Annotated in this window: 12 protein-coding genes; 5 read left to right on the top strand and 7 right to left on the bottom strand. The window is 42.3% G+C overall.

The window, feature by feature from the left end; genetic code table 11:
* Window positions 1–50: 50 nt before the first annotated feature.
* On the top strand, window positions 51–1,796 hold the full coding sequence (locus QXD64_03790; GenBank protein ID MEM3396434.1) for a fibronectin type III domain-containing protein: 1,746 nt from the start codon (window positions 51–53) through the stop codon (window positions 1,794–1,796).
* A 10-nt stretch (window positions 1,797–1,806) separates the two neighbouring features.
* On the opposite strand, the gene QXD64_03795 is transcribed toward QXD64_03790, so the two are convergent.
* From QXD64_03795 to QXD64_03825, 7 genes are all read right to left on the bottom strand, one after another.
* A complete protein-coding gene (locus QXD64_03795; GenBank protein MEM3396435.1) occupies window positions 1,807–2,640 on the bottom strand; it encodes a ThiF family adenylyltransferase in 834 nt (277 codons plus the stop codon).
* Window position 2,641: 1 nt separating this feature from the next.
* On the bottom strand, window positions 2,642–5,266 hold the full coding sequence (locus QXD64_03800; protein ID MEM3396436.1) for a hypothetical protein: 2,625 nt from the start codon (window positions 5,264–5,266) through the stop codon (window positions 2,642–2,644).
* Window positions 5,247–5,789, bottom strand: a complete 543-nt coding sequence (locus QXD64_03805; protein ID MEM3396437.1) for a ubiquitin-conjugating enzyme E2 — start codon at window positions 5,787–5,789, stop codon at window positions 5,247–5,249. The genes QXD64_03800 and QXD64_03805 overlap by 20 nt, the downstream gene beginning before the upstream one ends.
* A gap of 15 nt (window positions 5,790–5,804) precedes the next feature.
* A complete protein-coding gene (locus QXD64_03810; protein MEM3396438.1) occupies window positions 5,805–6,872 on the bottom strand; it encodes a DUF835 domain-containing protein in 1,068 nt (355 codons plus the stop codon).
* A 70-nt stretch (window positions 6,873–6,942) separates the two neighbouring features.
* A complete protein-coding gene (locus QXD64_03815) occupies window positions 6,943–8,208 on the bottom strand; it encodes a TIGR00375 family protein (GenBank protein ID MEM3396439.1) in 1,266 nt (421 codons plus the stop codon).
* A complete protein-coding gene (locus QXD64_03820; GenBank protein ID MEM3396440.1) occupies window positions 8,198–8,563 on the bottom strand; it encodes a hypothetical protein in 366 nt (121 codons plus the stop codon). The genes QXD64_03815 and QXD64_03820 overlap by 11 nt, the downstream gene beginning before the upstream one ends.
* Entirely contained in the window at window positions 8,560–11,274 is a 2,715-nt protein-coding gene (locus QXD64_03825) for an HAD-IC family P-type ATPase (GenBank protein ID MEM3396441.1), read from the bottom strand. The genes QXD64_03820 and QXD64_03825 overlap by 4 nt, the downstream gene beginning before the upstream one ends.
* A gap of 109 nt (window positions 11,275–11,383) precedes the next feature.
* On the opposite strand from QXD64_03825, the gene QXD64_03830 reads away from it, so the two are divergent.
* From QXD64_03830 to QXD64_03845, 4 genes are read left to right on the top strand one after another with little or no spacing between them, the layout of a single operon-like run.
* Window positions 11,384–11,785 carry a V4R domain-containing protein gene (locus tag QXD64_03830; GenBank protein ID MEM3396442.1) on the top strand — a complete coding sequence of 134 codons (402 nt, stop codon included), beginning with the start codon at window positions 11,384–11,386 and terminating at the stop codon, window positions 11,783–11,785.
* Window positions 11,786–11,798: 13 nt separating this feature from the next.
* The gene (locus QXD64_03835) at window positions 11,799–12,152 is read left to right on the top strand and encodes a roadblock/LC7 domain-containing protein (protein ID MEM3396443.1); all 354 of its coding nucleotides are present in this window, start codon (window positions 11,799–11,801) and stop codon (window positions 12,150–12,152) included.
* A 14-nt stretch (window positions 12,153–12,166) separates the two neighbouring features.
* Window positions 12,167–13,597: an NAD(P)H-hydrate dehydratase gene (locus QXD64_03840; GenBank protein MEM3396444.1), complete on the top strand. Its 1,431-nt coding sequence runs from the start codon at window positions 12,167–12,169 to the stop codon at window positions 13,595–13,597.
* A 17-nt stretch (window positions 13,598–13,614) separates the two neighbouring features.
* On the top strand, window positions 13,615–15,291 hold the full coding sequence (locus QXD64_03845) for a zinc metalloprotease HtpX (protein ID MEM3396445.1): 1,677 nt from the start codon (window positions 13,615–13,617) through the stop codon (window positions 15,289–15,291).
* Window positions 15,292–15,294: the final 3 nt, after the last annotated feature.

The following is a 15,294-nucleotide window of genomic DNA, read 5'->3' on the forward strand; positions in this document are numbered from 1 at the left end:
TTCAAGAAAGGTATAAATACCAATATGTAATCCTGTTCTCTGGTGATTAAATGAAAGCGGGCAGGATATTAGTTCTTGTGTTGATTTGGATAATGTTGAGCGGAGTTTTCCCCCATACATCGCCCAAAAATGTGGAGGGGGGCTATGCACTCGAATGGACCTGGAAATACGAGACAAACAGCACAGTAAAAGGAATCTCCATTACCGATGACGCAAAATACATTGGTGCCTATGATTACGCAAACAATGTATATTTGTTTGAGGCAGATACAGGGAGCCTTGTAAGAACATGGATTTATGGTGCAGATATTACTGGTATAAAAATTGCAAAAAAGGCAGACCCACCACTGCTCTTCGTCACAGATAGAGGGTCAGTAAGGGTTTATAGGCAGGACATGCAAACCCCTTATCGAATCTATTCACCAAACCAACCGCCTCAATATGGCTGGAATGTCTCCCTGCCAAGGCCAGGCAACATAACTGGCTTCGATGTTTCTGCTGATGGGAAACTGCTGATGGTCACTTACTACTACAGATGGTCAAACACATGGAAATACAATGTTTCTATGTACAATGTCGAAACAGGCACAGAACTCTGGAACTATCAGACTGGATTCTCAGACGCAAGAGCCAAATTTGGCCTCACTGCTTCCTATGACGGAAAATTCTTCGTTGTTGGTGTATCTGAATCCGACACTTATGTACGATTGGAACTTTATGAAAGGGATAGCCCATATGGACCAAAATGGCAGACAGACCGCTTGAGAGACATTTTGGGCTCTGGCTATTTGTCTAGAATTACTGCCATGAAGATGTCAGATGATGGCACTGTGATAATGGTCTGCACCAACAATGCAATTCTTAAGTTCATCCAGACACAAAACAAGGAGGTTTGGAGGGTGGATGGAATTAGAGATGCTGTAGCTACATCAATGAATTATTCTGGTAGTGAGGGATTCGTTGCTGTTGGGAAGCAGATTACTTTCCTTGACCTTTCTACGATGGAGTTTTCGAAGCGATTCAAATGGAACTGGACAACACCAGACAACAATACAATTGTTAATGCGTTCATGGACAAAGATGGAAACTACATTGTAGTTGCAACTGCAAAGAACATGTGGCTGATATATGTGCCAGTGCACAAACCGTTCCGGAGCATTGAACTTTCCACGGATTTTGACCTTGTAAGTAGCATTGACTTAAGCAGAGATGATGGAAGCAGGATTGCACTTGGTGCCGCATACAGAGTGACAGACAACCCGGCAGGAGTGTACATGTTTGATAATCCAAAAGCAATTAAACCGCAACCTTGTGAAATTTTTGGATTTTTTGATGTAACAACCACCTCAATGAATGTTACATGGTCTGCTTCAACCGCGCCTGACTTTGCGAGGTACGAACTGTACTGTGACTCTAACCTCAACACAATCTCCACGAATCCACAGAATGCAGAAAAAAGATATGTGATAACAAACAAAGACACCACATACAAGGAAGTGACTGGTCTCCAGCCAGGAACTACTTATTTCTTCAAGCTCAGGGTAATCTGCATAACCGAACTGTATGCGGATTCACAGGTGAAACAGAAGATGACAGAGGTGCCACCACCTCCTCCAGATTACACTCCATACATTGTTGCTGCTGTGGTAATCACTGTACTTGTGGTATTTCTGCTCTGGTACTTCTACCTGAGACACAAGATACCTGAATGGAAAGAGAAGCGCAAGAAAAAGAAAGGCAAGAGCGTGGCATGGCATCAGAGACCAGGAGAATACCTACCACCAGGGTTTGAATAAATTAAAATTTTTATTTCTTCTTTTTCTCTTTCTTTGGTTTTGATGTTTGGGTTATATGATTAGGACAGTTTGTGTTCAACGGGACTTCAAGAACTTCGAACACGTTCCTATACCCATCGTAGTAAATCAAGTTGTAAGGCAATGCATCATACTCTTTTGAGATTATCTTTATCCCACAGAGGACCTGAAGAGCAGAAATTACCGCGGTAGTTGTGATTTCTGCAGGCAATTTCGGAGAATAAATCGTCACATCCTCTCTGCCTGAACATGAGAAGATTTGCTCAAGGTTCTTGAAATGGGTTTTGTTCATCCCGCATTCGATACAAGCAGTTTTTGGAGGGAGTACCACCTGGACTTTGCCTGATGTACCTAGGGTACCTCCATCTACAAGTGGAATCCCATAATAATAAGCATGAGAATTAATGTATAGCCGTGCCATGATATTGTCTAAGCATCCAAATATAATATCAAACTCCTTGAGAAAATTCTCAGGCAGTTCCTGAATTGGCTTAGAATACCAAGAAACACGAACTGTTTTATCCAGTTTCTTCAATTCTCTTGCAAGCACTTCTGCCTTCAGCAGCCCTTTCTCAGCATCCTCAATTCTAAAGAGGGCACATCTGCTTAAATTGGATTTCACAATTTTGTCCATGTCTACTATCGCAATATTCTTGAAACCGGAAAGTACTAGATTTTTTCCTACCTCATTGCCAAGGGCACCCGCACCAACAACAAGTACCTTACTCTTCTGAATTAAGTTGAATTTTATCCACGGAATCCTCTTCTCTCTATCAAACATGTCTTCGTCGTGCATTCCGACCTTCAACACTTTATCTGCCGTCATCTTAACCTCCCTGTGCTTTTTTGAATCCCTTCTTCTCGAGTTTCCTCAAAATTTCTTCTGCCTCTTCTTTTTCTTTAAGAATTTCTTCTTTTTGCTTTTTCAACTTCTCCATCACCTTTTCTGCATTGGATTTTACCTCAAGGAATTTCTTTACTGCAGGAGCAAGTTCTTTTTCAACTCTCTCCACAACTTCCTTCACAATTTCAGTTTTCAGCGCTTCCTGGGGTACCTTCTTCCCAAGCAACTCGGTTATCACAGTTTCAAGCTCAGCCCTCATCCTTTTAAGCGTCTCTCTCTCATTCTCCAAGTTATTCTTTTCCTCCAGTAATGCCTGGGTCTTCAATTCAATTTCGTGGAGCATGTCTTCAACATTCTTCTTCTCTTTCTCCACTTCCTCCTTCTTTGTATTAACCATTGCTTCAAGTTCATCCATCTGTTTCTTCCTAGCTGCAAATTCTTTTCCCATTTCATCAATAACAGCAAGGTCTTTAGCTATCTCAGCCTCCTTCTTTTTCACTATCTCCTCCCTTTCACTTATCTCCTTTTCTCTCCTCTCAACTTCCATGACTTTTCTTTCTACATACTCCTCTTTCTCAGCCAGGACTCTTTCTCTTTCTGTCAGAGTTGCTTCATATCTTGTGATCTTGTCAACACGCTGATTGTATTCCTTTCTCGCCTCCTCAATCTGCACGCGCTCTAATGTCATAGCTTTCTCTTGCTCAGAAATCACTGCTTCTCTCTCCCTCAGCTCCTTCTCTTTCTCCGCCAATCTCAGATTTATCGCTTTCAGTTTTTCTTCCTCTCCACGAATAAATTCTTCTTTTTCGTAGAGCACTTTTTCCTTGTCCTCTATTGCTACTTTCCTAGCTTCAAGTTCCTGCTTGACACGAATAACATCGTTCTCTTCCTTCTTCAATCTTTCTCGGGTCTCACTCAATTCAATTGCTTTCGCATTAGTTTGCTCAATTGCTTTGGAGAGAGCAATTTTTGTTTGATCTAGCTCCTCACTCTTTGCAGATGTTTCAGCTAACATCTGATTAAGTTGACGTTCTTTCTCCTCTAGTTGTGCAGCAAGAACCCTAGCACGGTCCTCTTCTGCCTTCAACCATTCTTCTTTTTCTCGAATTATTTTCTCCTTCTCAGCAAGCATCGTTGCCATCATCGCTTGCTCCGTCGCCTTTGTATCAACTTCTCTTTTCTCTCTTTCCAGTTCTTCCATCAGCTTAATAAATTTTTCAACCTTCTCCTTCTCTCCAGTTTCTTCTTTGAGCGACTGGATCGCATCGAGAATCCATTTTTCTTTTAAATTCAGTTCTTTTTCTTTTATTCTTATTTCCTCCCTTATCTGTCTCAACTCCTTTAAATCCGTTTCTATTTTTTTCTGCATTTCTGCGGGCATGGTAGCAATGTTCTGGGGGTATTCTTGAGCTTCTTTCAACCTTTCCTCCCACTGCCTCAATTCTTCAAACTTTGCGTTCAAAGCATTTCGTTCCATCTCCAGCTGATACATTTGAACTGTAAGATTTTCCTCACGCTTTCTGAAATCCTGCGACATTGCTTCAAATGCCTGAATTTTTGCATTTAGTTCAATCCCAATTTGTTTGATTCTCTCTTCCTCTGTTTTTAACCAGTTTTCCCACTCTGTAAGCTCTGCAATCTTCTTGTTGATATCGGAGTAATTCTCTTGAAGTTTGTTCTCTCGCATTTTAAGGTCTTCTTCCCATACATAAAGGTCGCTTTCCTTTGTTTTCAGTGCTTCCTCTTTCTCAGCAAGTTCGTTTTTCAAATTCTCCAGTTCTCTATACTTCTCACTCAACGTAGCCAAAGAGTCTTCTATGCTGGGCATCTCAAATTCATATTTGCAATTCGGACAGATTTCTTCTGTAAAGCCAACCTCCGCTTTGCACCTAGGACAAATTTTTGTCTCGTCATCAGTATGTTCTTTTTTCTTAAGCATTTTTTTCTTTTTAACTGGGTACTGTATTTTTCCCATCTCTGTCTTCCATTTTCCACAATCATAGGGTTTCTGTAATTCCTCCCAGAATATTGCATAAGGGCGGAGGTAATAATCCATGTCCTTAACACCAAACACAGCGAACTCCTCATTTATTGGGTCCACAACTATTGCAGAGTGATATTCATGTGGAAACATCTTGGTCTGGGTTGAGATGTCTGTGCTAGAGAGAAAACATGTATGACCTGGATGTGAATGGTACCAACCAACAAGGATGTAATCAAAAGGAATCTCATCTAGTTGCTCAAACAATTTCTCATATCCTTCCTTATCGAATTTCACATGAACAGCACTAGCATCCAGATCTGATGTCACAATGTCTCTCACTACTGCATAAACTTTACCATCGTATTTATACACATCCCCCAAAAGAAAACCCATTACTTCCAGAGTCTGTGATTTGTACTTCATCGCATGGAGAAGAATCTTTTCTTCAGCATTCTTAGAAATATATACATCAAAAATTTTTGAGGATTCAATTGTTTTCTTGAACAGCTCAAATCCTTCTTTTGAAGCCCATTCATGGGGTGCTAAATACTCATACTGTGGTGGTTCTTTATTCGAAATTTCTTTTTTGCTTTCGCCCACAATCTTAGGCTTTTCCCTCGCCATCTTCTGCTCCTCCAACTATCTTTGGAGCATGTTCTGTCTTTGTCTTCTCTACAATTACTGGAGGTTTGTACGGATGCTTTTCAAAATACTCTGCGGCCTTCTGGCATGCCTCACTACCAAGAGGATTGCCTGGGTTAGGATTTGAAAGAAGTGTCTCAAGTCCCTTTATGAACATTAAGAGCGTAGACTGTGGGGTCCATGTGTCGAACAGCTTGGTACAGACATAGCCTCCTTCATGTGGGGGCATTATATTCGGATGAAATATCGGACTGAGCCATCTTACAATCGGCTTCTGATATGGATACTGAGCCGTAATAATAATTTTCACTTTGTGGGTATATCTAGTAGTCACTTTACCTTCCCAGAGAAATGGTCCAGGCGTTTTCACAAATGTGAGGTCTATTTCTATCGGAAAGTTGGATAAGCTACTGTCTGAAACAGAGAGTATGTGCCTTAGCTCTTTCTTGCACGTAAGGATTTCATTATACAATCTTTGCCTCAATACTTCGATAGGAAGCGGCACATCTGATTCCCCCTCTCAACATCCGCCTTCTGGGTCAGGTATAAGCTCCATTAAGTCCCCGTCTCTTATATCTGCTTCCTCCACCTTGGTCTCACCACGAAGTATGCGCTTTCCCTTGCGGAGCACATACACACCAATGTTCTTTTCCCAGTAGGTTCCCACACTTTCTATGATCTCGTCTATTGTGTTGTCCGGCTCAAGTTCCATGTCCAGCGAAGCACCTGTCTCAGCATCACGCACTTTCACTCTTATCGACATTTCTTCCACCACCTTTTTCTTTTTTACAGTTTCTTCTTTTTCTGCCTCACTTGAAAGTAATCGGAATTTTTGCATGATGAGTTCAAAACTCTCTTTTTTTGTCTCTTCAGATTCCACAAGTTCTTCCTCCTCTTCCTCCTCACCTTTGGGTTCACTTATTCCGGCTTTTTTATAATCTATAACCTCCAGGTATTGTTTCAATGTCTCAATTTCCTTCTTGCTCAGGACAATCGGTGAAACATGGACAATGAACACACCATTGTTCACTGAAACCATGTCAACTACACCTTTCACAAAATCAATCACCTTTTCAAAACCGTTGGCTGTTATGAGAAGTCCGATTGCATCCAGAATGATTGCTGGTTTTGAATTGTTTTTAACAAATTCACCGATGATGTAAGTCATCTCAAACTCCAATCGCTGCGGGTCCAAGGTCTTTTCCTTGGTCAATGTTGATGTAAGCCAGTATATTTCCTCAATGTTTACATTGTACCTCTTTCTAATCTTTCTAGGATTGCTTTTTGTGAGACATAATCCTGCAAATCCAGCATCTAGTAAGTCCTTGAACAACCTATAGGCAAGATTTTCATCCTCTGCGATGTAACTTCCACCCGTCTCCAAAAAGCTTGTGGGTTTCGAGGAAGCAAATCTAGCACCACAGTGAGGACAGACTTCATCTAGTTCTCCAACCTCTCCGTTGCATTTGGGGCAGAGAAACACCTCTTCAAATAGTTCCTTTCCGCAAGAGGGACAAATAGTAGAGTCCTTTGGAATATTTTTACCGCAATAAGGACACTTCGTGGTTTCTGAAGTTTCGGGTGTCATTTAGAGGCACACCTTCTAACCAATATAACAAAACTCAAATATATAACTAACGCTGAGTGTGGGCATACACTCAAATAAAGCTGTCAAGAGTTGGCTGAGAATTTCTCCCTTTTTTCACTTCCACTCTTTTCGTTGTTCTGACTTCCTCTAGATTTTCCTGAGTACTGACCTCCACATCTGGAATTACGATTTCTCCATATTGCCCACCACCACCGGGTTTAACAATAACCTTCCCTGCTCTGAACGCCTCAATTGCCCTAACAACCTCCAGCGGTGCTACTCTGTTTATCTCCTCCATTTCTGCATCAATCAATATTCTCACTTCATTACCAAACTTGCTGATTAATCCTTCCCAGATTTCTATAACCTTTTTGCTGTTTGGAGAACTCCCCAATGCCTTGGCAATTATTTCCGTAAGTGGGATTATGTGAATATATTTCGGTCTATGTGAAGGCGACCTAGGTTCTGGATAAGTCGCAAGTTCCTCAACTCTATCTCGAACACCCTTCTTTATTCTTCCTCCACATCTGCACTTCCATCCTTTTCTCTTTGCCTCATTTAGCGTGTAATGGGTATAGCATTTTATGCAGGCACTTTCATTGTATTTTCCTTCCTCTGGTGGTACTCCAACATTCAGCACAACGCACCTGCCTTTCTTGCGAAGAAGGGCCATACCCACCTCCTCAAAAGTCGGTTCTTCTACCTCCATACGCATGAATTCTCTGGCTAGGCGAAGGGGCCAAGGAGAATGGGCATCGGAATTTGTGAGGAATGTCATGTTTTGAAGTTCTGCAATTCTGTCAGCGTAAGAGGTGTCTGCACTTAACCCTAGCTCAATGTAGCCAACATAGTCCACGAGGTCTCCGTAACACTCTTTCAGCGAATCAAATGCAGCATACACCGAAGTCCATGGCGTAAAAGCATGGCAGGGACCAATGAGCACATTGCATGTTTTTGCGATTTCTGCAATCTCAGCACCGTTGCCATGAAATCTTGGCCTCCCATCGGTCATAAGGTCTGAGACCTTTGAGATTATCTTTTCCGAGAATTCCTCTACCTTTGAAATTGAAGGGAAGATTAGCAGGTGATGAACCCTGTCACTGTCCTCTACCTCACAAGTTAAAATTACTCTCAAATTCCCAATCTCAAAAGTGCCTTCATCCACTTTTTTTAGTGCCTTTATTTCTTCAAGCCACCTAGGGTGGAGACAATCCCCTGAGCCAATCAAATTTATTCCTTTCTGGCTTGCCCCCTTCGCCAGATTCCGCATATTCATCACATCACTTGTACCTCCGGAATAGCGGCTGTGAATGTGTAAGTCAGCATTAATTTCCATTTTTAACAACCTCTTTTCCAAAAATTACATTGATTCCATGGATTTCCACCACATAAACGAAGAGAAGGCACCCAATTCCAAGAAACGCAATGGGCAACGAAAGCGTAGGTATAAGGTAAAGAAAGGCAGTGGCCAGGAGCGAATCCGCAAACGCTAAAATTCCCCACACAAGCAACGCTTCTTTCCTTTGCCTTACCACTCGTGCAAACACACCTGTAATCCCAAGTGGCTCAGATTTCCTTCTAGGGTCTGTACTTGCAAACGCTGAGAAAAAAGGGCTAACAAAAAACGCAAAAAATAAAATTAGAAGCAACAAAAAGAAGTATATGTCCATCCCTATGTTGGTAATGCTCATACTTCCTCCTTGAGAGTTCGCATTAAATACTTCCGAGTTTCATCCACACAGATTAGAATGATTCCAAGCAAAAAGATAGTCAGCCAGTCAATTGTTCTGATAGGAATCGTTCGAAATGTTGAATTCATGAATGGTGCGTAGACCGCAAAAACCTGAAGTAGTATTGCAAGGACTATTGTTATCAACAACAGACGATTGTTCATTTTCAAACTGAACAGGGACTCTCGCAGATTCCTGCAGTTGAGTGCACTGTACATCTGGAATATGACAAATGCACTGAAGGTCATTGTCTGGGCATAGGCCTCTCTGGTAATTTGGCTGCCCATGTAGTCTGCAGGTGCAAAATTGTAGGAATACCAGAATACGAAAAGCGTTAAAAACGCCATTGCAAGCCCGTTCACGAGAATTGCGGATACCATCTCTTTTGAAAGAATGTGTTCTTTCGGGTTTCTGGGCTTGTGCTTCATAATCTTCTTTGTCGCAGGTTCCAGTCCTAGAGCTTGAGCAGGTGGACCATCAATCAGTATGTTAACCCATAGAATCTGGACTGGGTAAAGCGGAATCACACCAGGAACTGTGAAAATTGCAAGGAAAACGAGTGTCGTTGCCCCGATGTTCGTAGTTATCTGGTACCTAACAAACTTTCTAATATTTTCATAAACCTTTCTTCCTTCCTCAACTGCTTTCACAATTGTTGCAAAGTTGTCGTCGGCCAGCACAATTCCACTTGCATCTTTCGCTACATCTGTGCCAGTAATTCCCATAGAAATCCCTATGTCTGCATTTGCAAGGGCAGGTGCATCGTTCACGCCATCGCCAGTCATTGCCACTACATGACCTCGTTTCTTGAATGCACGAACAATCTTCAACTTCATTTCTGGTTGCACACGGGCATAGACACTGACTTCTTCCACGATTTTAGCAAGTTCATCGTCGCTCATTTTCTCAAGTTCACTGCCTGTAAGAATTTTTCCACTCCAGATTCCCAACTGTTTTGCAATTGCTATTGCAGTGTCTTTCTGGTCTCCTGTTATCATTACCACTTTAATTCCTGCTTCATGACATGTCTTGATTGCTTCCTTCACTTCTGGCCTCGGAGGGTCTATTATTCCTACAAGCCCTACGAATGTCATGTTGCTCTCCAGTTCTTCCACATCATCTGGGATTTGCCCTACTTCCTTATAACCTAGAGCCAGAACCCTATAACCCATTGAGGCCATCCGTTTGTTTGCCTTTTCTATAGCTGCACGGAGTTCGGCAGAAAGTGGCAAAACTTTCCCATTATGCCAGATGTTTGTAGAAAGTGAAAGAATAACCTCTGGTGCACCCTTGATGTGAACCACTTTTTTACCATCTACTTCATTTATTGTACTCATTATCTTTTTCTTAGGGTCAAAAACCTTTTCATAAATCCGTTTGTATTTTGTATAGTATTGTTTCGGTACAAGCCCTATCTTACCAGCAAGTGCAAGAAGTGCCCCTTCTGTTGGGTCTCCTATTACCGTCCAAACATTTTTTTCTTCCATCAGGTTTGCATTGTTGCAGAGCACACCAATTCTTGCCAACAACTGAAGGGTCTCCTTGTGCTCATTGTATCTCTCAACTTCTCCTTTTGGTTCATACCCTGTGCCACTTACCACCAGAAGCTCGCCATCCACAAAAACTTCCTTCACAGTCATCTGATTTTTTGTAAGGGTGCCTGTTTTGTCAGTACAAATTACTGATGTACAACCAAGGGTCTCTACACACATCAAGCGGCGCACAATTGCATTCCTCTTTGCCATCACCTGCATACCTATTGCCAGGGTAACGACAAGCACAATTGGAAGACCTTCTGGAATTATTGCTACAGCTAAGCTTATCGCAAGCAAAAAGTTCTGAGAAAGATGTGTTTGAGAGATTGCTGTTGCTGTGAAAAAGAGGAGTGCGGAAATTGCAATCGCAATGTAACCAATCTGCTTGCCCAGTGTATCAATGCTCTTCTGTAGTGGGGTTTCTTCTCCTTCACTCTCCTGCACCAGCTTTGCAATTTTTCCAAGTTCTGTTGCCATTCCTGTATTAACCACTACTCCCTTTGCCCTGCCTCTCGCTAGGATTGTTCCCATATATACCAAATTCCTTCTATCCCATTTTTCAGCATCTTCAGAGCATGGCTGAGCATCCTTCTGGACTGTAACGCTTTCTCCAGTGAGCATTGACTCGTCAACTTCTACATTTGTGGTTTCTATGAGACGAAGGTCTGCAGGCACTTTGTCTCCTTCTTCCAGCACAACAATGTCCCCTACCACCACATTCTCCACAAGAATCTCCTGGCATCTACCATCTCTTATTACTTTGGTCTTAGGAGCAGTCATTCTTTTAAGGGCTTCCATGGCCTTCTCTGCTCTTGCTTCCATCATGTAGCCCATTACTGCATTTATCGTGATTGCAATAATAATAGCTGCAGTATCAGAAAGATGGTTTTCTTCTGTAAAAATTGTCAAAAGAACGGTAATGACTGCAGCAACTATGAGCATGATAATAGGTATGCTCTTAAACTGATTCAAAAATTTAATAACTGGATGTTCCTTTTTTTTCTCAGCAAGCAGATTTTTGCCTTTTGACAATCGCCTGTTTGCTTCCTGAGATGTGAGGCCCTGATCCAGAGAAGTTTTTAACTCCTTCATTATCTCAATCGTGGTCATTGCATGCCATGAGCGTCGCGTTCCCATGGTTGGGCAATATTTTTGGTGTATTTATTCCTTATCGGATACCTCGCTCATCCATCCTTTCCCGAAATGAAAGCAAAACTTTATATTTGATTTGCGATTTCATGGTAACATGAAGTTCGTCAGAATTTCACAGGCGGAACTGGTGAAAATCAAGGAACTCTACGAAGGCGTGATGTCTCATGCCTGTCATGGACTTTTCTTCAGAGAAGGGGCAATATTTGGCGCAGAAATTGCAAATGAAGCCATGAAGGACAAGGGAAACTACTTCAAAATAGTGGAGATGCTAATAAAGAACAGGGGCTGGGTGGATGAGATTTCCTTTAAGGAACACGAAGTAATAGTGAAGGGCTCAATTGAAGTCACACCATCTGAGATCCCAACATGTCATCGACTCAGAGGACTGATAAGACAGGTTTATGAGGTGTACTACAACACCAAAGTCCATTGTGTGGAAGTTGAATGTGAAAGCACAGGGAAAGACAAATGTGTATTTAAGATAGAGGCAATATAGGGGAGGAATGAAAATGCCGGTGAATATGAATGAAGTGGTAAAAACTCTGAAAATAAGCACTGGAGCAATTGCAGTAGCGGTGGTGAGCAGAGATGGGCTTGTTATTGCTGCAGAGATGCCACCAGGAGTTTATACAGAGACATTTGCAATTATGTGCGCTACAATCCTAGGAGCAAGCATAACTGCCACGTCTGAGCTTAAACGTGCTACACCTGAAAGGATAGTGATAGAAAGTTCAGATACCAGAACTATAATTCTAGGTGCAGGGAAGAAAGCACTCTTAATCTGTGTTGTGGATTCCACAAAAGACCTGAATATGGTGCTTTCAGAAATGCAGAAGGCAGCAGATGCAATAAAAGCACCTTAAACTTTCTTCTTATCATGCGTCCCTTAATTGAATTCCGTGTTCTTGACATCAACTCAGAATGTTTGGGAGTGAGTAGAGAGAAATTAATGGCTAATGCTGGTAGAGCTGTTGCAGATGTAATTCTGCAGCGATTTTATGCAAAAAAAATTCTTGTGGTTTGTGGTACTGGAAACAATGGTGGCGATGGGTTTGCAATGGCTACAATACTCGGAAAGACCAACGATGTCACGGTCTGTCTCATGGAACGCCCTGAAAAGATAAAGTCAGAAATCGCGAAAAAACAGTTTAGGAATTGTAGAAAAACCTGCGATGTAGTCAGTTGGGAGAAAATTGATAGTTTGCTAGGGAAGACAGAGCTCATTGTAGATGCAATCTTTGGTACTGGCTTAACTAGGATGCCTGAAGGAAAGTATGCAGAAGTTATCGAGAAAATCAATGCATCTGGAAAAAAGATTGTTTCTGTAGATGTACCCAGTGGATTCCCACACATGTTGGCTGTGAAACCAACACTTACTGTCACTTTTCACGATGTGAAAGAGGGAATGACCGAAAAAAATTCTGGCGAGATTGTTGTGATGCCTATTGGAATTCCTCCTGAAGCAGAAACTGAAACAAACTTTGGAGAGTTCATGCTCTATAAGGTGCCAGATAAAAATTCCCATAAAGGGGATAACGGTAGAGTGCTGGTCATCGGGGGAGGCCCTTACACCGGTGCTCCATACTTTGTGGCAATGGCTGCGTACAGAACTGGCGTTGACCTCGTCCATATAGCAACCCAGGAGGAGGCATATCCAGTGCTCAGAAATTACTCGCCCTTCTTGATCGTGCATAGGATGCCAGAAGAGGCAGACAAAAGGATTGAGTTCCTGATAGACCTCCACAAAAAATTTGATGTCATTGTTGTAGGACCTGGACTCGGCAAGGAAAAGGAAATGCTTGGGACATGTAAGGAATTTATTTCCGCATCTGAGAAACCAATGGTTGTGGATGCAGATGCAATTTCTATTCTCAGAGAAACAAAACCAAAATCTGAGATTCTAGTTACTCCCCATGCTGGCGAATTCTCAGAGTTAAGTGGCAGAAAAGTGCCAGAAGAGCTGGATTCTCGAAAAGAGATTGTGCAGAAAGCAGCAAAAGAACTTGGTTGCACGATTCTCTTGAAAGGAGCTGTGGATGTGATTTCAGATGGAGTACATGTGAAGATCAACAGAACAGGAAATCCCGGAATGACTGTAGGCGGCACTGGTGATGTTTTAGCTGGAATTTGTGCTGGTCTTATTGCAAAAGGTTGCACACCATACCAAGCTGCAAGGTTAGGTGCGTTCATCTCTGGGCTTGCTGGCGATGCTGCATTTGAAAAATATGGTTACTCACTTCTTCCCACTGATATGATTGAGCAACTGCCGGAAGTCATAAAAAAAGGTTTAAATAGAATAATAGAATAATAATTTTTGGTGGTGAGATGGGCCTAAGGACAAGAATGGCACTCGCACTCGCCCTTCTGTTTGGACTTGTATTTGCAATAGGGATGGGTTTCATTGCAGTTCTAGAATACTTCGGATTTATACAAGGTATCTGGCTCCTGATTATTCCCTTGACATTCGCAATTTTTATGGTGTTTCTGCAGTGGGCTATCTCTCCTTTCATTCTTTCCTGGATTTACAAAATTGAGTGGACATCTCTGGAGGCACTTCCTCCTGCAATCGGAACCTACATCACAGATGTGTGCACACGCAAAAGAATTAATGTCCCCAAGATAGGCATAATAGACGACCTGAATCCAAATGCATTTACTTTCGGTTGGACAAAGAACCATGCTAGAATTGCAATTACAAGAGGTGTTTTGGAATACTGCGACATTGAAGAAACCAAAGCAGTTCTAGCCCATGAAATGGGCCACATTGTTCACGATGATTTTGTGGTGATGACAATTGTCTCTGCAATTCCACTGATTTTCTATATAATCGCAAGAGCTTCAATCCAAGCATTGAGGTATGTGCCAAAGGGTAAAAAAAGTGGAGGCCAGGCAGCCATTGTGTTTCTCATTACTGCAGCATTTTCCTATCTGATATACATTCTTTCGCAGTTTATTGCTCTCCTGATAAGCAGGTACAGAGAGTACTACGCAGATGAGTTCGCTGCTGAAAGCACCAGGAAACCAAATGCTCTTGCCTCAGCCCTTCTGAAGATTGCCTATGGGATGGCGACCCAGGGACTGGGTGAAGCATCAGAAAAAGGCCATCGAAAACATGTTTCCACACTTGGCATCTTCAATGCTGACAGTGCAAGGGCACTCGCTGCAATGAGTGCAGATGCCTACGGGAATTACTCAACAGAAACAATCCAGAAGGCAATGGCATGGGACCTCTGGAATCCCTGGGCATGGTGGCTCGAACTCCATTCCACACATCCACTGCCAGCAAAACGACTTAAAAAACTTGGAGAGATGGCTGAAAAAATGGGTCAGAAACCTCTTGTGAGTTTTAAACTCAAGAAGCCAGAGTGTTACTGGGATGATTTCCTGAAGGACATTTTTGCAAAGTATGGTGGAGTGATTCTAGGAATTGTTTGTGGAGTGCTGTTGATGTGGTATGGCTGGAGCCATGGCTTCACCACTCAGAAACTTGCCTGGACTTTTCTGTTTGGATGTGCCTTTTTCATGTTTATGGTGGGTCTATGGGGAGTCGGGTACCTTCTTGGCTATGCCTATCCGTTCAGATTCAAGGAGAGTGAAGTGGTGTCATTGCTTGAAAATCCGAAGGCATCACCGATAAAGGGGATTCCAGTAAGATTGCAAGGAAGGATTATTGGGCGTGGAATACCTGGTTTGTTCTATTCCGAGGACATGAAACTTGACGATGACACAGGGTTGCTGTTGATTGACTATCATCAGATTTCAAAACTGATAGATTTCTTCGTAGGAATCTTTGGCACAGAACGACATGTGGGCAAGACGGTGGTGGTTGAGGGCTGGTATCGGCGGAGTATAATCCCTTATCTTGAGCTTTACAAAATGTATTTTGCAGATGGTGGAGACACTAGAAAGGTTTATACCTCCTACTTCTATATAGGGGGTGCAGCGGCGGTGATGGGACTGGGACTGCTGTTCTCAGTCCTGTTGCTACCACTGGTGCTGTAATGG

Source organism: Thermoplasmata archaeon, assembly GCA_038874435.1.
Taxonomy (GTDB): Archaea; Thermoplasmatota; Thermoplasmata; order Lutacidiplasmatales; family SKW197; genus SKW197.